The organism is Nocardia sp. NPDC005366 (assembly GCF_040606855.1).
In the GTDB taxonomy this organism is placed as follows: domain Bacteria; phylum Actinomycetota; class Actinomycetes; order Mycobacteriales; family Mycobacteriaceae; genus Nocardia.
On sequence record NZ_JBEXFQ010000015.1, the window covers coordinates 137,250 to 153,877 of the forward strand.

17 protein-coding genes and 1 riboswitch are annotated in these 16,628 nt (G+C 66.8%); of the genes, 8 read left to right on the top strand and 9 right to left on the bottom strand.

Translation table 11 applies throughout. The features are described from left to right. Nucleotides 1-41 precede the first annotated feature (41 nt). On the top strand, nucleotides 42-1,052 hold the full coding sequence (gene fgd, locus ABZS43_RS19060) for a glucose-6-phosphate dehydrogenase (coenzyme-F420) (protein ID WP_355037232.1): 1,011 nt from the start codon (nucleotides 42-44) through the stop codon (nucleotides 1,050-1,052). Nucleotides 1,053-1,115: 63 nt separating this feature from the next. On the opposite strand, the gene ABZS43_RS19065 is transcribed toward fgd, so the two are convergent. From ABZS43_RS19065 to ABZS43_RS19075, 3 genes are all read right to left on the bottom strand, one after another. Next, a complete protein-coding gene (locus ABZS43_RS19065; RefSeq protein ID WP_355037233.1) occupies nucleotides 1,116-2,330 on the bottom strand; it encodes an O-succinylhomoserine sulfhydrylase in 1,215 nt (404 codons plus the stop codon). Continuing rightward, entirely contained in the window at nucleotides 2,327-2,743 is a 417-nt protein-coding gene (locus tag ABZS43_RS19070) for a rhodanese-like domain-containing protein (RefSeq protein ID WP_355037234.1), read from the bottom strand. Before ABZS43_RS19070 ends, ABZS43_RS19065 begins: the two co-directional genes overlap by 4 nt. 15 nt (nucleotides 2,744-2,758) lie before the next feature. Further along, nucleotides 2,759-2,874, bottom strand: a riboswitch (SAM riboswitch). Between the two features lie 63 nt (nucleotides 2,875-2,937). Continuing rightward, nucleotides 2,938-3,387, bottom strand: coding sequence for a hypothetical protein (locus tag ABZS43_RS19075; protein ID WP_355037235.1), 450 nt, complete (start codon nucleotides 3,385-3,387; stop codon nucleotides 2,938-2,940). A 385-nt stretch (nucleotides 3,388-3,772) separates the two neighbouring features. Between ABZS43_RS19075 and ABZS43_RS19080 the strand changes: the two genes are divergently transcribed. Both ABZS43_RS19080 and ABZS43_RS19085 read left to right on the top strand, forming a co-directional pair. Beyond that, nucleotides 3,773-5,188 carry an FAD-dependent oxidoreductase gene (locus tag ABZS43_RS19080; protein WP_355037236.1) on the top strand — a complete coding sequence of 472 codons (1,416 nt, stop codon included), beginning with the start codon at nucleotides 3,773-3,775 and terminating at the stop codon, nucleotides 5,186-5,188. Nucleotides 5,189-5,268: 80 nt separating this feature from the next. After that, on the top strand, nucleotides 5,269-6,138 hold the full coding sequence (locus ABZS43_RS19085; protein WP_355037237.1) for an amidohydrolase family protein: 870 nt from the start codon (nucleotides 5,269-5,271) through the stop codon (nucleotides 6,136-6,138). Nucleotides 6,139-6,191: 53 nt separating this feature from the next. Here ABZS43_RS19085 and ABZS43_RS19090 read toward each other — a convergent pair whose 3' ends face one another. Continuing rightward, nucleotides 6,192-6,674, bottom strand: a complete 483-nt coding sequence (locus ABZS43_RS19090) for a DUF456 domain-containing protein (RefSeq protein ID WP_355037238.1) — start codon at nucleotides 6,672-6,674, stop codon at nucleotides 6,192-6,194. Nucleotides 6,675-6,815: 141 nt separating this feature from the next. On the opposite strand from ABZS43_RS19090, the gene ABZS43_RS19095 reads away from it, so the two are divergent. After that, entirely contained in the window at nucleotides 6,816-6,998 is a 183-nt protein-coding gene (locus ABZS43_RS19095; protein ID WP_355037239.1) for an LppP/LprE family lipoprotein, read from the top strand. Here the strand turns inward: ABZS43_RS19095 and ABZS43_RS19100 are convergent. Further along, nucleotides 6,943-7,719, bottom strand: coding sequence for a hypothetical protein (locus tag ABZS43_RS19100; protein WP_355037240.1), 777 nt, complete (start codon nucleotides 7,717-7,719; stop codon nucleotides 6,943-6,945). The two genes, ABZS43_RS19095 and ABZS43_RS19100, sit on opposite strands and share 56 nt — an antisense overlap. A 317-nt stretch (nucleotides 7,720-8,036) precedes the next feature. On the opposite strand from ABZS43_RS19100, the gene ABZS43_RS19105 reads away from it, so the two are divergent. Next, nucleotides 8,037-9,266 (top strand): nuclease-related domain-containing protein, encoded by a 1,230-nt coding sequence (locus tag ABZS43_RS19105; protein ID WP_355037241.1) that lies wholly within the window; start codon nucleotides 8,037-8,039, stop codon nucleotides 9,264-9,266. An 11-nt stretch (nucleotides 9,267-9,277) separates the two neighbouring features. Here ABZS43_RS19105 and ABZS43_RS19110 read toward each other — a convergent pair whose 3' ends face one another. Next, the gene (locus tag ABZS43_RS19110; RefSeq protein ID WP_355037242.1) at nucleotides 9,278-11,629 is read right to left on the bottom strand and encodes an arylsulfatase; all 2,352 of its coding nucleotides are present in this window, start codon (nucleotides 11,627-11,629) and stop codon (nucleotides 9,278-9,280) included. Between the two features lie 286 nt (nucleotides 11,630-11,915). On the opposite strand from ABZS43_RS19110, the gene ABZS43_RS19115 reads away from it, so the two are divergent. Next, complete coding sequence (locus tag ABZS43_RS19115; protein WP_355037243.1) at nucleotides 11,916-13,016, top strand: CaiB/BaiF CoA-transferase family protein; 1,101 nt, start codon at nucleotides 11,916-11,918, stop codon at nucleotides 13,014-13,016. Between the two features lie 52 nt (nucleotides 13,017-13,068). Here the strand turns inward: ABZS43_RS19115 and ABZS43_RS19120 are convergent, their stop codons facing one another. Next, complete coding sequence (locus tag ABZS43_RS19120) at nucleotides 13,069-13,773, bottom strand: CoA pyrophosphatase (RefSeq protein WP_355037244.1); 705 nt, start codon at nucleotides 13,771-13,773, stop codon at nucleotides 13,069-13,071. Nucleotides 13,774-13,811: 38 nt separating this feature from the next. Continuing rightward, nucleotides 13,812-15,329 (bottom strand): PLP-dependent aminotransferase family protein, encoded by a 1,518-nt coding sequence (locus ABZS43_RS19125; protein ID WP_355037245.1) that lies wholly within the window; start codon nucleotides 15,327-15,329, stop codon nucleotides 13,812-13,814. A gap of 61 nt (nucleotides 15,330-15,390) precedes the next feature. Between ABZS43_RS19125 and ABZS43_RS19130 the strand changes: the two genes are divergently transcribed. Together ABZS43_RS19130 and ABZS43_RS19135 are read left to right on the top strand one after the other, a co-directional pair. Next, entirely contained in the window at nucleotides 15,391-15,687 is a 297-nt protein-coding gene (locus ABZS43_RS19130) for a hypothetical protein (RefSeq protein ID WP_355037246.1), read from the top strand. A 49-nt stretch (nucleotides 15,688-15,736) separates the two neighbouring features. Beyond that, on the top strand, nucleotides 15,737-16,309 hold the full coding sequence (locus ABZS43_RS19135) for a methylated-DNA--[protein]-cysteine S-methyltransferase (protein WP_355037247.1): 573 nt from the start codon (nucleotides 15,737-15,739) through the stop codon (nucleotides 16,307-16,309). A gap of 16 nt (nucleotides 16,310-16,325) precedes the next feature. Here ABZS43_RS19135 and ABZS43_RS19140 read toward each other — a convergent pair whose 3' ends face one another. Then, entirely contained in the window at nucleotides 16,326-16,616 is a 291-nt protein-coding gene (locus ABZS43_RS19140) for a hypothetical protein (RefSeq protein ID WP_355037248.1), read from the bottom strand. Nucleotides 16,617-16,628: the final 12 nt, after the last annotated feature.

The following is a 16,628-nucleotide window of genomic DNA, read 5'->3' on the forward strand; positions in this document are numbered from 1 at the left end:
GCACCGGATGCGTGGCAGCGAAGCGAAGGAGTGGCGCACATATGAGTGGTCTCAAACTCGGATACAAGGCGTCGGCGGAACAATTCGGACCGCGTGAACTGGTGGAGATCGCGGTGCTGGCCGAGCAACACGGACTCGACAGCGCGACGGTGAGCGATCATTTCCAGCCGTGGCGGCACAAAGGCGGGCATGCCCCGTTCTCGCTGGCCTGGATGGCGGCGGTGGGTGAGCGCACCCAGCGCATTCAACTCGGCACCTCGGTGCTGACCCCGACCTTCCGCTACAACCCCGCGGTGATCGCCCAGGCCTTCGCCACCATGGGCTGTCTGTACCCGGATCGCGTCATGCTCGGTGTCGGCACCGGTGAGGCGCTCAACGAGATCGCGACCGGCTACACCGGCGAATGGCCGGAATTCAAGGAGCGTTTCGCCCGGCTGCGCGAATCCGTCGACCTGATGCGGGCGCTGTGGACCGGCGACCGCACCGATTTCGACGGCCAGTACTACAAGACGGTCGGCGCCTCCATCTACGACGTGCCCAAGGGCGGTATTCCCGTCTACATCGCGGCGGGTGGCCCCCTGGTGGCCCGCTACGCCGGTCGCGCGGGCGACGGCTTCATCTGCACCTCGGGCAAGGGGATGGATCTCTACACCGAGAAACTGCTGCCCGCCGTCGCCGAGGGCGCGGGCAAGGCCGGACGCACCGTCGACGATATCGACCGGATGATCGAGATCAAGATCTCCTACGACACCGATCCCGAACTGGCACTGGAGAACACCCGCTTCTGGGCGCCGCTGTCGCTGACCGCCGAACAGAAGCACAGCATCACCGACCCGATCGAGATGGAAACCGCCGCCGACGCGCTGCCGATAGAGCAGATCGCCAAGCGCTGGATCGTGGCGAGCGATCCCGACGAGGCCGTCGCCCAGATCAAGCCGTACCTGGACGCCGGGCTGAACCACCTGGTCTTCCACGCCCCCGGCCACGATCAGCGCCGGTTCCTGGAACTGTTCGAACGTGACCTCGGCCCCCGGCTGCGGGCGCTCGGCTGAGCTGATAGACGAAGAACCCCATCCCGGCCGGGATGGGGTTCTTCTCGTCTGCGCCGGGCGATTTCAGCGCAGCGCGCGCTCCAGATCCCCGAGGAGGTCGTCGACATCCTCCAGGCCAACCGAAATGCGGACAACACCGTCGGACAGACCGATGGTGGCGCGGCCTTCCGGGCCCATCGCACGGTGGGTCGTGGTGGCCGGATGGGTGATCAGAGTTTTGGAATCGCCGAGATTGTTGGAGATATCGACGATCCGCAACCGGTTGAGCACTTCGAAGGCGCGTTTCTTCGCCTCGTCCGCCGGCGCGTCGAGTTCGAACGTGACCACCGTGCCGCCGCCGCTCATCTGGCTGGTCGCCAAGGCGTGCTGGGGATGCGATTCCAGATACGGGTAGCGCACCCAGCTCACCGAATCATTGCCCTCGAGGAAGCGCGCGAGCTTCAGTGCCGATTCGGTGGAATGGCGCACCCGCAGCGGCATCGTCTCCAAACCCTTCAGTAGCGTCCACGCGTTGAAGGGGCTCAGCGCCGGACCGGTATGGCGCATCAGGTTCTTCACCGGACCGTCGATATAGTCCCGCTCGCCGAGGATGGCGCCGCCGAGCACGCGGCCCTGGCCGTCGATATGTTTGGTGCCGGAGTACACGAGAACGTCGGCGCCGAGATCGAAACCGCGCTGCAGCAGCGGGGTGGCGAAAACGTTGTCCAGCACCACCTTCGCGCCCGCCGCGTGGGCGAGTTCGCTGACCTTGCGCACATCGACCAGGGTCTGCATCGGGTTGGCCGGGGTCTCGAAGAACACCGCCTGCGTCGGCACCGACAGCGCCTGTTCCCACTGGTCCAGATCCTCACCGTCGACGAAGACGGTTTCCACGCCCCAGCGCGGCAGGATCTCGTTGCACACCACGAAACAGGATCCGAAGAGACTGCGCGCGGCCACCAGTCGATCGCCCGCGCTCAACAGCGCTCCGAGCGAGGTGAATACGGCCGACATACCGCTCGCGGTGGCGAAGCACGCCTCCGCGCCGTCGAGCAGGCGCATCCGCTCCTCGAACATGGCGACCGTCGGATTGCCGTAGCGGGAGTAGACGAAATGTTCGACGTCGCCGGTGAACGCGGCCTCGGCCGCCTCCGCGCTCTCGTAGACGAAGCCGGAGGTCAGGTACAGCGCCTCGGAGGTCTCCTCGAAACCGGAGCGGCGCAGGCCGCCCCGCACCCCGAGGGTGGCCGGGCCGACATCATCGGGTAGCGGCTTGTCGAAGGCGCCGCCGGTGATCACGACTGCCGCCAGGGCAGGCCGGTGGCCCGCCAGCCTTCGCCGCCGCGGTGGCCCGTGCTGTCGAGACCGCCCTCGAAACCGTCGAGCACGTTGTAGGACGGGCCGATGCCGAGTTCGGTCGCGAGATTCGCCGCATGCGCCGAACGCTGACCGGAACGACACAGGAAGACCACGGGCGCTTCCTGATCGCGCGCTTGCAGGGCCTTACCCAGCTGGTCGGCGAATTCGGTATTCCGCGCGCCGTTGCTGTCGACCCATTCGATCAGCACGGTCGGCCGCTCGATCGAACTGGTATCCGGCACGCCGACGAAGCGCCATTCCGCTTCGGTGCGCACGTCGACCAGAACGGCTTCGGGATGTTCCCGCAGTATTTCCCACGCCTGCTGGGGGGTGATGTCACCGGCATAACTCATGTCGAACCTCCTGTGAATCCGCACTTGCCACACCCGTTTTCGGCGCGCGGCCAGGTCGTCACCCGGAGCACCCCACCGCGGAGGAGGGTTGCCGACCAGCGAGCCGGGGCTTGACGCTGGTTCTCATGACCTGAACTGAGATTGCCCGTCGAGCGGGCGACATGTCAAACACCGATTCGCGACACGCGGGCAGGTCATCCGCAGACGATCCACTTGTCGCCGGATCGGGTGAAGTTCCAGGTCTCGGTGGTCTCGCGGCCGTCGACCCGCACGGTGACGGCCGCCTTCGCCCGATCTCCGTTGACGGACTGATCCGCGACTTTCGGTATCTCTATTGAGCTTCCACCGGCGAACTGACCCGCCAGCGGCGACTTGCCCTCCTCGAAGCCCTCGCACGCGACTCCGGGCGGCGGCGACTGATCACTGGCGTTACGCGCGCTCACGTAGTTCTGCGCGGCCCCCGCTATCCGGTCGGCTTCTGTGACATTTTTCTCAGCGGGTGAGAGCAGCCCGCCCGCCACGATGGCGACGAGCACGACCGCCGCGAAGACCGCGGCCGCGATGAACGGCGCCATGGTGCGCTGATCGGTCTGGTCGAGCACGATCGCTTCGTCGTCCTCGGGGTCGGGGCGCTGCTCGGTCATGCCTCGATCATCCCTGGTCGGCGCCGCTATCCGACACCCGACCCCGCCGCACCCGGCCGCACCGGCGCGAGCGCGCGTCAGGCACGGACGGAAGGGACCTCGGTAGGCTGGTGTCACGGGTCGTCGGTGATCGCCGGGAGGCGTGGCATCCGTTCAGTTCACGACACCCTGAGAGGGCCCATGACATGCCACCGATAGAATCGCGGGACTGCGGCCTGCTGTCATAGCCATATGAGAGCTCACCGTCGTAGCGACCTGGGGGCCGTGCAGTCACGAGCCAGCAGCACCAGCGTCACGCACCGCGAGGTGCGCCGGAACGACGCGTGAACTTAGCCTAAGCTAAGTCAAACGCCATTAATTTCGACCATAAGGGTGCGCGGAAGAGATGACCGAACAGAGTGCAGCAGCAACGAGCGGTGCAGCTCAGGCGGCCCGCCCGCTCCGCATCGCGATCGTCGGCGCGGGACCGGCCGGCATCTACGCCGCCGACGCGTTGATGAAGTCCGAGGCCGATGTGAGCATCGACCTCTACGAGCGCATGCCCGCGCCGTTCGGGCTGATCCGCTACGGCGTCGCACCCGACCACCCGCGGATCAAAGGCATCATCACCGCCCTGCACAAGGTGCTCGACAAGGAGCAGGTCCGACTGCTCGGCAATATCGACTACGGCACCGATATCACCCTCGACGACCTGCGTCGCTTCTACGACGCTGTCATCTTCTCCACCGGCGCCAACGCCGACCGCGCGCTGGACATCCCGGGGATCGGCCTGGACGGTTCCTACGGCGCGGCCGATTTCGTCTCCTGGTACGACGGACACCCCGACGTGCCGCGCACCTGGCCGCTCGACGCGGAGAAGGTCGCCGTGCTCGGCGTCGGCAACGTCGCGCTCGACGTGGCGCGCGTGCTGGCCAAAACCGGTGACGAACTGCTTCCGACCGAGATCCCGCCGAACGTCTACGAGGGCCTGAAGGCCAACAAGGCGATCGAGGTCCACGTCTTCGGGCGTCGCGGCCCGGCCCAGGCCAAGTTCACCCCGCTGGAACTGCGCGAACTCGACCACTCCCCGACCATCGAGGTCATCGTCGACCCCGAGGACATCGACTACGACGAAGGCTCCGAAGCCGCCCGCAGGCATTCCAAGCAGGTCGACATGGTTGCCAACACCCTCGAACAGTGGGCCATCCGCGACCAGGGCACCCGCCCCCACAAACTCTTCCTGCACTTCTTCGAATCGCCCGCGGAAATCGTCGGCGACGAGAACGGCAAGGTGGTCGGTCTGCGCACCGAACGCACCCAGCTCGACGGCACCGGCAACGTCAAGGGCACCGGCGTCATCAAGGACTGGGATATCCAGGCCGTATACCGCGCGGTCGGCTACCTGTCGCAGAACATCACCAACCTGCCCTTCGACGACCAGGCGGGCACCGTGCCGAACGAGGCCGGACGCGTGCTCCAGGACGAGGCCGCCGACGGCGCGGCCCGTTTCATGCCCGCGACCTACGTCACCGGCTGGATCAAGCGCGGCCCGGTCGGCCTGATCGGTCACACCAAGGGCGACGCCAACGAAACCGTGGCCTGCCTGCTCGACGACGCCGAGGGCTTCATCCCCGCCGCACAGCCCGAACTGGACGCGGTCACCGATTTCCTGGAGTCCAAGGGCGTCCCGTTCACCACGTGGCAGGGTTGGTACCGGCTCGACGCCCACGAGCGCGCACTCGGTGAGCCGGAAGGCCGCGAACGCGTCAAGGTCGTCGAGCGCGAAGACATGCTGCGCGCGAGCGAACCGCACAAGGTCTAGATCCGTCGCCGTCGCGGCGGTCGCACATGCGCGCGACCGCCGCCACAGCGCGAACTCCGTCACTGAGGCATTCTGTACAGGTGTTCGATGCCCATGTCCACATCTTCGACCCGCGGTTCCCGCTGGCCGAGAACGACGGCTACCTGCCCGACGTCTTCACCATCGCCGACTATCGAAAGCGTATGTCGCGCTTCGATGTCCGCGGGGGCGCAGTAGTCACCGGTTCGTTCCAAGGCACCGATCAGAGCTACCTGAAGGCGGCGCTATCGGAGCTGGGCGAGGGCTGGGTCGGTGTGACCGCGCTCGACCTGGAAGCGACCGACGACGAGATCATCGAATTGGACCGCGCCGGAGTGCGGGCGCTGCGCTTCAACGTCAAACGCGTCGCCGCCGACATCACCGCCATGACCCTGCAGGCGCTGCGCGCCCACGACCTGGTCGGCTGGCACGTGGAGGTCTACATCGACGGCAAGATGCTCACCTCACTGCAACCGGTCATCTCCAAACTCCCCGCCTTCTCCATCGATCACCTCGGCATGTCGGACGAGGGCCTGCCCTATCTGCTCGACCTCGTCGACCGCGGCGCGCGCGTGAAGGCAACGGGTTTCGGCCGCGTCTCGATGAACGTCGCCGACACCCTGCGCCGCATCCACGCGGTCAACCCCGAGGCCCTGATGTTCGGCACCGACCTGCCCGGCACCCGCGCGGGCCGCCCCTTCCGCGATTCCGATGTCGACCTCATCTGCGATGTCGTCGGGACCGATATGTTCGCCGTCCTCGAGGACAACGCCCGGCTGTTCTACCGACTGCCTGTGCATCGGCGCGACGACGTCGACCCGAACCCGACGATCCCACTGCACAAATCCGAACAGCCCACGCTGCCCCTGCGCCGCGACGATCTTCCGAAGCCCTCCGACGACACCATTCCCTTTCCCGCCATCGAGAGGTGAGCCGCGTCCGCCCTCGGCGAAAGTTGTTCAGCCCCGGTCGTCCCATATAGGGGTTACGTGATGATCAGCCCGATCACCCACGCGCCGGAGGCCAGCAAGCCGCCGAGAAGTTCGACCAGCATGGACAGCCCGACGCCCTCGAGCGCGTGTTTGGTTGCCTGCCAAGCCTGTTGGTTCTCCCCGAGCCGCTGCAATTCCGAAAGATAGACACCGAGAACGAATCCAACGAACAGGCCGACGAACGGGATGACGAAGAATCCGACGACGCCGAGGACGGCCCCCAGGAACAGGGCACGATTGGAAACACCCGCGTCCTTCATCTTGCGACCGGGCCACGTGTATTTCACGATCGCCGACACCACGAGGAATACCGCACTGACGGCGAAGATCGTCCACGCGGTCGCACCGCCGGTCAGGAATGCCCACACCCCGATCGCGCCGAAGATCAGAATCGCTCCCGGCAGGATCGGAACGATGATCCCCACCAGTCCGACCAGAATAACGAGGCCGACGACGACCTCTCCCCACACGCTCACCGCTGATCCCTCCGAATCCAGCGCCCAGTCGCGCTGCCAGGATTCTCGCCTATGCGCATGTCGCGTGCACGGCGCAGGTTGCGGCAGGTAGTCCGACGGCGTGTCCTGTCGCCGCGATATCGGGGTCGAGGCGCGGCGAGCGTGGTCGGCTCCTCCGACCTCACTGTCCAGGTGCGCTATCGCTGGCTGACCGGCAACGACGCCAACTGCTGCCCCTCGGGCGGTCCGGTGGTCATCACCTACACCCTCGGCTCGGACAGCCGTGAGGTCACCCCGAACCCGGCGATCCCGGACGAGGTCGCCGATCCCGGCGCTCACCGCTAGCTCGAGTTCCAGCCCCCGGTCGGACTGTAGAACCCTGGTCGATCCCGAATGAAGCCCACGGGTGATGATTCCGGCAGAGTTTTCGACTCAGACGCGACGGTGGGGCGCCGAGCGAGGCCGACAGACGCCAGGCCGCGATCAGGAAGGCCGCCTGGGCAGCGGTATTGCATACCTGTTCCGCCCACTGCAGCGCCACAGACTGGTCCGAGCGCGAGGCCAGCGGGCCGAGCGCGAAGAACGCCAGTAGTTGAACGCCGATCAGCGCGGCGGCCACCGTATCGCCGCGCTGCCGGGCCAATCCGATGAGGTGAATACCGGTGAGGGTGGCGAAAACGGTGGTACTCACCAGCATCGGCAGCGTTTCGGCGGCGAGTACCGCGCCCACGGCGCACGCGGCGGTCAGGCCGGGGGCCAGGATGACCAGCCAGCGCGGTATCCGTCCGGTCGCGGTGCGCGTCAATTCCACATACAGCAGGGCGAATCCGAGGGTGAGCAGTGGAAAGAGCATGCCGCGCAGCCACGGTAGATCGGGTCCGTCTGCCGCGACGACGAGTTTCGCGGCGGCCTTGGCGAATCCGCCCGTGCCGATCAGCCCGGCCGCAACGACCACCCATCCGCCGCCGGTGAGGCGGCGCAGCAGCAGAACTCCGCACGTGGTGAGGAGCACCGGCGCGAAATCCTCGATGGCCAGCGAAAGGGGATAGTCCATGGGTGCGCTCACGCGCCGGACAGTTCGTGGCGGAACGGGGTCGCATGCCCGCATGTCGGACCGGCGCGCTGCGGCCGATACCCCGGGTCACCAGCGAGCATGTTTCGGATATTGAAACATCGTTTCCACATCAGGTGATTCTGTACGGGGCCCGATGATCTGTCCACCAGTGGCGACGGAGCTCGTGAGCGCTCCCCGGCGCCGTACGAAACGCCCGGCGATCGACGTTCGGACCGGGAATCACCAGCACTGATGCGGGTGTTGTTGCCCGGGGATAACGTTGAGGGGGCGTCGTTTTCGGCGCTCCCGCGCGAGGAGGGGTGTAGGAGATGCTCGTCATCAACGCCGAACGAACCGGCATCCCGCCCACCGAGCAGCGGATCATCGGGTGGCTGCGCACGTGGACCGACGAATACAAGGTCGCCGGTATCGCGATCTCCGGTTGCTATGTCCCCGAGAGGAACAACCCGCGCACGGCCCAGGAAACCGACCTCGTGGTGATCACCCCGCACACCTGCGTCGCCGTAGAGGTCAAAGGCATCATTCCCCGAGCAGGCGGTGAGCTGTCGTGCTCGGCCAACGGTCGTTGGAGTTTGTCCGGGGTCCCGCAGGATCCGGTGCATGTGCGCAAGGGCGACACGAATCCGATCAACCAGGTCAGCGACGCCTTCTTCAACCTGAAGGCGTGCGCCGAGAAAGCCGGGATCGAGGCGTTCGTCGCGGGACTGGTGCTCGTGGTGCCGCACGCGCGATACCCGGTCACCCTCCGGTGGAGCGGGCCCCAACCGAAAGGGTGCGACGTCGAACTTGCCGGGCTGTCCCAGTTACGGCAGTACTTTCGTCGACGCGCTGCCCGTCATGAGGCGTGCTGGAGCGCCGAACGAGTGCATGCGTTGCTCGCCGCGCTCGGGTACGCGGACCGGGTGACTCCGGAACAACTCGTCGCCGAAGGATTTCCGACGGAACCGCGGCAGTCGTCGAGTGCGCCATCACCGGCTGCGGCCTCGCCGCCCGCGCACCCACCCACCGCACCGGTCTCGCCACGCGATTTCGGTCCACCGATTCCCGCGAGCCCGCCCGCCGCGCCGATCCACGCGCAGCCTCCGCCCGCACCACCAGCGGCGCGTACTCCCGCGACCGCACCACCACCCACGAGCCCGCCGCGCGCACCGCTGAAATCGCGCCCGCTGATCTCGCCGGACCGGCCCTTCGATGTCAGCCGGCCGACCGTACTCCCCACCGACCGACCACGCGAATCCACTGTTCCGCAACGCGATACCGCCACACGGCCGCGACGACGCCGCGGCGGCGTCGTACTGCTCGGCGCAGCCGCCGCGATCGCGTTGATCGGCGGCGGAATATGGGCGGTGACGCAGGGCGGCTCCGATTCCACCGAACCGCGGCAGACCGGCGACCAGCTCACCCCGACGACAACGGTCGAACCGCCCGCACCCCCGCCGCAACCGACCACCGTGCCACCACCCCCACCTCCGCCACCCACCGAGCGATCCGCGCCCCGTACACCTCGGGGCTGCTATCCCTTCCAGCCGGACTGCTGAGGGGTCGTCGCCTACTGCCGGGCCATATGCATGCGCATCTCGCTGGGGATATCGGTGATCAGATCCCCGGAGAGGTCGACGACGGCGTTGTGCAACATGCCGCTGAACCGGAACGGCGGGCGATAATCGGGCGTGATCGCGGAGCCTGGATTGGCCCCGCAGGTCATGCCGCCGGGGTTGAAGGCGACCGGTGTGGTGACCGGGAATTCCTCCTGGCCGACCAGGCGACGGTCGATATAGAGCTTGGCGTTACCCGGTGCGCCTTTGCCCTTGGTGATGTCGGGGACACCGGTGGGTTCGAATTCGAAGCGCAGTTCGTGACGGCCTTCGGGGACGGTCTCCGTGGAGGCGACGCGGTATAGGGCGCGCCGAACGTAGTTGTGCGCGTAGTGCAATCGGCCGTCCTTGACGAAGAAGGTCCAGCCCCCGACGTTGGTGCCCTGGCAGAGCAGGACGCCCTCGGCGCCGCCGGGTGGGATCTCCACGTCGACGGTGACGCTGTGCGGGCGGTTGAGCACGCGGGGTGCGACGGCCGCGGGCAGGGTGTCGGTGCCCGCGCGCAGCGTGTAACTGGTCTGCGCCGCGGTGATCTGGGGGCGTTCCTGGATAAGACGTTGCAGCGTGCTGCTGTCGATGGGCAGCACGTTGTATTTGCCCGCCTCCACGTACCACAGCGAGATCATCTCGATGAGTTTGTCCGGATGCTGGGCCGCGAGATCCCGGGTTTCGGCGAAATCCTCGTCGATGTAGAACAGCTCCCAGTGATGAGCGTCCAGTTCGCCCAGATCATCGGCGGTGATGGGGGTGCCGAAGGCTTTGTCCGCTTCGGCGAAAGAGGGGCCGGGCCAGGGGCATACGGCCCGCCAGCCGTCATGGTCGATGGCGCGGTGGCCGAGCATCTCGAAGTACTGCGTGTGATGGCGGGTGATCGCGTCCGGGTTGTCGAAGGTATGAGCGAAGCTGACACCGTGCAGGGGCGACTGGGGTACGCCCTTGATGGTGATCGGCGGCTCGATTCCGAGCACGTCGAGGACGGTGGGAACCATATCCACCAGATGCGCGTACTGGGTTCGGATCTCACCGCTCGCGGTGATCCCCCGCGGCCAGTGGACAAGGAACGGATCGCTCGCGCCACCGCGATAGGTTTCACGCTTCCAGCGGCGGAACGGGGTGTTGCCCGCCCAGGTCCAGCCCCACGGGTAATGATTGAAGGTGCTCGGGCTGCCGAGTTCATCGATCGCCCGCAGACTTTCCTCGATGGGTTCGGAGGCGTTGTTGAAGAATTGCAGTTCGTTCGTGGTTCCGGTGACACCGCCCTCGGCGCTGGCCCCGTTATCGGACACCACCATGATCAGCGTGTTGTCGAATTCGCCGGTTTCCTTCAAGAAATCCAGCAACCGCCCGATGTGGTGGTCGGTGTGGGACAGGAATCCGGCGTAGACCTCCATCATTCGCGCGGCCAGGCGGCGTTGGTCGGCGGGCAACGAATTCCATTCCGGCACATCCGGATCGTGCCGGGACAGTTGTGCGTCCGATGGCACGACGCCGCGTTGCTTCTGGCGGGCGAACGTGAATTCGCGGTAGGCGTCCCAGCCCTCGTCGAACCGGCCGCTATAGCGGTCCGCCCATTCCTTGGGCACGTGATGGGGGGCATGTGTCGCGCCGGTACAGAAATTCAGGAAGAACGGCTTGTCCGGAGCGACCTGTTTCGCGCTGGCGATGAAGGAGATCGCCTTGTCGACCAGGTCCGAGGTCAGGTGGTACCCCTCTTCGGGGGTCGCGGGCGGTTCGACCTGGTGATTGTCGTGGACCAGGTCCGGATACCACTGACTGGTGTCGCCGCCGAGGAAGCCGTAGAACCGTTCGAAGCCGCGACCGAGCGGCCATCGCTCGTACGGGCCCGCGGCCGATTCCTGCTCCGAGGGCACCAGATGCCATTTGCCGATCTGGTAGGTGTTGTATCCGTGCCGCAACAGCATCTCGGAGAGGAAACCGTTCTCGAAAGGGATATTTCCGTTGTAGCCCGGATATCCCGTGGCGATCTCGGTGATACCCGCCATCGCGTTGGCATGGTGGTTGCGGCCCGTCATCATGCACGAGCGCGACGGTGAGCACAGCGCCGTCGTGTGCATGTTGTTGTAGAGCAAGCCCTTGTCGGCGAGCGCGTCCAGATTCGGCGTCTCGATCGGACTGCCGTAACAACCGAATTGCCCGAAGCCGGTGTCGTCGAACACGATGAACAGAACGTTCGGAGCCCCCGGCACGGCTCGCACCGGCTGCGGCCACGCCGGACTCGACTCGTCGGTGGTCCGCCCGATGACTCCGGGGAAAGCGGTTCCCGGCCGGTATTCCTTCGGTGACATGTGCTCGGTCCTCCGTTCCGCTGACCGGCGGCAGCGCACGGTCGGCACTGTGGATTCGGGAGAAAACGTCTGCGTCAGCCGCGTTCGACGCCGCGGTCTCGATACCCCGAAAGTACGGGCGATCCGATCGCGTGGACGTCACCCGTCAAGGGTGACGTCCACCGCGCAGCAGGCCGGTGGGTGAGAGCCGACGTTATTGTCATACTGTCAATACATCCCGGGGCCGGCTTTCCCGGGAGGCACCGGACCGCCGGTGCGCTGGATCAACGACGAACCGAGGTAGGGCGTGAGCACACCAACCACCGCCACCAAGCAGGGCCCGCTCGCGGGCATCAAAGTAGTCGAGCTGGCCGGAATCGGTCCTGGTCCGCACGCGGCGTTGCTGCTGGCCGACCTGGGCGCCGATGTGGTGCGAGTGCAGCGCCCCGGACTCTTCCCCGGCTACATGGAGCGGGCGCAGTGGCGCGGGCGCACCATCGTCGAGGCCAATCTGAAGGATCCGGCCGATATCGAGAAGGTGCTCGGCCTGATCGAGAAGGCCGATGTCCTGATCGAAGGTTTCCGCCCCGGTGTCACCGAACGGATGGGTCTGGGCCCGGACGCGGCGCTGGCCCGCAATCCCCGGCTGGTCTACGGCCGCATGACCGGGTGGGGGCAGGAAGGTCCGCTGGCCGAGCGCGCGGGCCACGACATCAACTACATCTCGCTGACCGGCGTGCTGCATGCCATCGGCCGCAAGGGCGAGCGTCCGGTGCCGCCGCTCAATATGGTCGGCGACTTCGGCGGCGGCTCCATGTTCCTGGTGTTCGGCGTCCTCGCCGCGCTCATCGAGCGGCAGAATTCCGGTAAGGGCCAGGTGATCGACGCGGCGATGGTCGACGGCGCACTCGCCCTTTCGCACATGATCTGGGGTATGCGCGGCGTCGGCCTCTGGTCCGACGAACGCGGCACCAACCTGCTCGACACCGGCCAGGCCTTCTACGACACCTACGAGACCTCCGACGGCAAATACATGGCCGTCGGCGCGATCGAGCCGCAGTTCTACGCGGAACTGCTGAAGGGGTTGGAGATCGATCCGGAGGGGCTGCCGCTGCAACTCGACCCGAACGGACAAGATCAGCTGAAGAAGCTGTTCACCGAGAAGTTCAAGACCAAGACACGCGACGAATGGGCCGCGGTCTTCGAGGGTACCGACGCCTGCACCACCCCGGTACTCACCTTCACCGAAGCCGAGCAGAACCCGCATATCGTCGCGCGCACCGGCCTGGTGGACATCGGCGGCATCGTGCAGCATGCCCCCGCCCCGCGCTTCTCCCGCACCCCCACCGCCATCCCGACCCCGCCGCCGACGGAGGGCACTCCGATCGAATCCGTCTGGGCGGACTGATTTCTCGGCGTACGGCACGGTCTCGTAGTCGCCGGTCGTGCCGTACGCCGCGTCAGTGACGGGTCCAGTCGGGCTGGGCGAAATCGGCGATCCTCGCCTCGGCCGGCTCTCGACCGAGCAGGATGACCTCACGGAACTGCCAGAGCATCGCCCCGGTCGGCGCGTGGATGGTCATATCATCCGCGAGACGCATCTGTAGTAGCCCCGGCCCGTCCGGAGCGACCGTGGACCCGTCGCCGGGTAGTTCGTGCTGACGCACGGCCTGCCCAGGACTCACCCAATGCGGCACGTCGTCGGCGGCCAGCCTGCTCAGATCGACCAGGTGGACCGAATGCACCTCGTCCGGGCTCGGGCGCAGCGCGGTCGCGCCGGTGAGCGCGGCGACGAACGGCGTGATGACGAATCCGGACGTGGCGGGGAAGTCATCGAGGCGACCGAGCAGGTCGGCGGGGGCAGCGGTGAGCCCGAGTTCTTCGCGCAGTTCTCGTATCGCCGCCTGTTCAGCGGTTTCCCCCTGGTCGAGGCGTCCGCCGGGCAGCCCCCACTGCCCCGCGTTGCGCCCGCGATAGGCACGGCGGATGACCAGTACCGCGGGTGCTCGATCGGGCGGGGCGATCACGCAGAGCAGCACGGCGGCTCGGCGGACATCCGGTGCGTCGGGGACTTCGAGATGCGGGAATCGTCGCAGTCGGCTACTCGCCAACGCGCGGAATTCTTCGACACTTGCGGGGACACTCGGTCCCGTCGTTGGGCCCATGACCTCGATACTGCCCGAGATCGAATTCGCTCGCCCACTCAGTAGCAGGTGAGCGGCTGAAGCGGATCGACGGCGCGGGGCGTGAGCGCTTCGTACGCTGCCGCAATCGCTTTGACGGCCAGCCGGAGTTCGGGCTCCTGATGCGTATAGGGCAGGCGCAGGAAACGTTCGAAGGCGCCCTGCACGCCGAAACGTGGACCGGCCGCGAGTAGGACACCGTAATTGGGGGCGGTGGCGGCAAGGGCCGTCGAGACCGGGGCGGGAAGCTGCGCCCACAGTGACATACCGCCCGCGGACATACCGCCCGCGCCCTCGCTGACCCGCCAGTCCGGCAGTTCCTCGGCGAGAGCTTCCAGCATCGCGGCGCGCTGGGAACGCAACTGGCCGCGACGGCGGTCCAGAATGCCGTCCGCGTTGTCCAGCAGATGTACCGTGGCGAGCTGGTCCATGACCGGCGTTCCGAGGTCGACCGTGGATCGGATGCCGAGCAGTTTGGTGATCAACGTCTGGTTGGTGCGAATCCAGCCGACCCGCAGGCCGCCCCAGAAGGATTTGGAAGCCGAACCGATGGTGACGATTTCGGCGCCCTTGGCGAAGGCGGCGACCGGTGGGGGCGCGACGGCGGAATCCAGCCTGAGATCGACCATCGACTCGTCAACCACGATCGTCATCCTGGTCTCCCTGGCGATGGCGGCCAGTTCGGCGCGACCGTCGGCATCGAGGAGCAGTCCGGTCGGATTGTTGAAATCCGGGACGAGGTAGGCCAGTGTGGCGGCGGTTTGCCTTGCGGCGCTGCGGATTCCGTCGAGATCCCAGCCGCGCTCGTGATTCTCCAGCAGCAGCGGCACCGGAACCGGGCGCGCACCGACGTCACGAATGGCCTCGATGGCATTGGGATAGGTCGGGTGTTCGATCAGCACCCGGGCGGCCGGGGCGGTCAGCACATTGAGCAGCAGTCGAAGGCCGTGCTGCGCGCCGAGGGTGACCAGGATCTGGTCCGGTTCGGTGGGCAGGCCGCGTTCGGTGTAGCGGCGGGCCAGCGCCTCGCGCAGCGCGAGAACACCGACCGGATCCATACCGTGGGTGCCGAGGTAGGCCGGAAGACCTTCCAGCGCGACGGAATACGCCTCCTGCATTTCGGGCGGCGCGGCCATCGCGGCGTAGGTCAGGTCGATGGTCGTCAGTTCCGGCTGCGACATCATCGCCAGAATGCTCCTGGCCGGTTTGGCGCCGTCGTGCGGCACCGCGGGTGGCAGCGCCACGGTACTGCGGGAGCCCTGACGGCTGATCAGGTAGCCGTGTTCGCGCAGCAGCGTATAGGTGGAGGTGATGGTGGTGCGGCTGACACCGAGCGTGGCGGCCAGATCGCGTTCGCTGGGCAGGGCGACCCCGAGCGGGGCCCGCCCGTCGTGAATGAGCAGCCGGATACCCTCGGCGAGCGCGAGATAGGCCGGGCGCGCGGCACGCCGGGAGCCTTCCGTGCCGTCCTCGTCCGCACTCCGCCAGCGGCCCAGATCCCTCGCCAGACTGGCCGCGCCGATAACTCTTGTCGCCATACAGGCCAGTATTGACCAATTGGATATTTCCAGGCAAGGCCAGTGGACTCATTCTGAGTACATGACCGCGCTGCTCACCCTCGCCATTCTCGCCGCCTTCGGCTACGCGATCCATCGGTTCGCCCCGAAGTCCGGCGCGGAGTCCTTCCCGCTCGACCACTTCCGCACACCGGGGCCACTACTCGACAATTCCGCTTCCCACTACGAAGAACAGCGGCGATACTGCGACCTTGCCGCGATTCACAGCCGATTCGATCGGCCTGAACTCGTCGCTGGGCCGATCGTCGAGCCCGGACGCGCGGCGGGGCGACCGATCCCGAATCCGAGCTGCGGCACTTTCAAGGCCAGTTTTTCCTAACTGGACTGGCGCGGTCGAAGTTGTCAGACCCGCAGTGCAGACTGAGCCCATGGGTGTCTCCACTCGGCTGCCCGCGCGGGCGGCACTCTTCGATACCGTGATCGGCCCCTGTGCCATCGCCTGGAGCGGCGATACCGTCTTCCGGTTCGCACTTCCCGACACCGATCCGGCGGCGCTGCGGGCGCACATCACCCGCGCGCTCACCGGAACCGGTGGGGACGGCACGGTCCGCGAAGCCGAACCGGTCGGCGCGATCGCCGAAGCCGTCGGCGGCATCCGAGCCCACCTCGCGGGCGAACTCGACGATCTGCGCTGGATACCGTTGGACACCAGCGCTATTCCGGATTTCCACCGCCGCGTATACGACGTCACCCGCGCCATCGACCCCGGTCACACCCTCAGCTACGGCCAAGTGGCCGATCGTGTCGGCGCGCCGGGCGCTGCCCAAGCCGTCGGTCGGGCTCTCGGCCGCAATCCGATCCCCCTGATCATTCCCTGCCATCGCGTACTCGCCGCCGACAACGCGTTGCACGGCTTCTCCGCACCCGGCGGGATCACCACCAAACAGCGTCTCCTCGAGATCGAGCGCACCCCTGGCTTCGGTGAACCGACCCTCTTCTGACGGTCGTCACCGGCGGTCAACCGGGCGGATGCTGACGATAGAACTCGCAGGGGTCGCCGGTCAGGTAGCCGTCCATACAGGCGAAATAGGTCTGGATGCAGCTGTTGGTCGTGCATCCGAGTTCCAGTAGCCGCTGACGGATTCGCTGATTGCGCTGCACCGGGTTCTGATCGACGGAGGACGTAGGCGGCGTCACGGGCGGCGTCACGGTGGTCGCCACCGGCCGCGGCGTCCCCGGCTCGGCCGAGCACCCGGCCGACAACCCGAGCGCGAGCATCGCCACACCGATCACAACCGATATACGCACAGGCGTCCACAA

What these genes read in the sequence shown, in the direction of transcription:
- ABZS43_RS19070 (WP_355037234.1), bottom strand. Translation starts at nt 2,743, where the DNA reads ATGAGTTATGCCGGTGACATCACCCCCCAGCAGGCGTGGGAAATACTG.
- ABZS43_RS19105 (WP_355037241.1), top strand. Translation starts at nt 8,037, where the DNA reads ATGCTCGTCATCAACGCCGAACGAACCGGCATCCCGCCCACCGAGCAG.
- ABZS43_RS19075 (WP_355037235.1), bottom strand. Translation starts at nt 3,387, where the DNA reads ATGACCGAGCAGCGCCCCGACCCCGAGGACGACGAAGCGATCGTGCTC.
- ABZS43_RS19135 (WP_355037247.1), top strand. Translation starts at nt 15,737, where the DNA reads ATGGGTGTCTCCACTCGGCTGCCCGCGCGGGCGGCACTCTTCGATACC.
- ABZS43_RS19110 (WP_355037242.1), bottom strand. Translation starts at nt 11,629, where the DNA reads ATGTCACCGAAGGAATACCGGCCGGGAACCGCTTTCCCCGGAGTCATC.
- ABZS43_RS19080 (WP_355037236.1), top strand. Translation starts at nt 3,773, where the DNA reads ATGACCGAACAGAGTGCAGCAGCAACGAGCGGTGCAGCTCAGGCGGCC.
- ABZS43_RS19120 (WP_355037244.1), bottom strand. Translation starts at nt 13,773, where the DNA reads ATGGGCCCAACGACGGGACCGAGTGTCCCCGCAAGTGTCGAAGAATTC.
- ABZS43_RS19130 (WP_355037246.1), top strand. Translation starts at nt 15,391, where the DNA reads ATGACCGCGCTGCTCACCCTCGCCATTCTCGCCGCCTTCGGCTACGCG.
- ABZS43_RS19125 (WP_355037245.1), bottom strand. Translation starts at nt 15,329, where the DNA reads ATGGCGACAAGAGTTATCGGCGCGGCCAGTCTGGCGAGGGATCTGGGC.
- fgd (WP_355037232.1), top strand. Translation starts at nt 42, where the DNA reads ATGAGTGGTCTCAAACTCGGATACAAGGCGTCGGCGGAACAATTCGGA.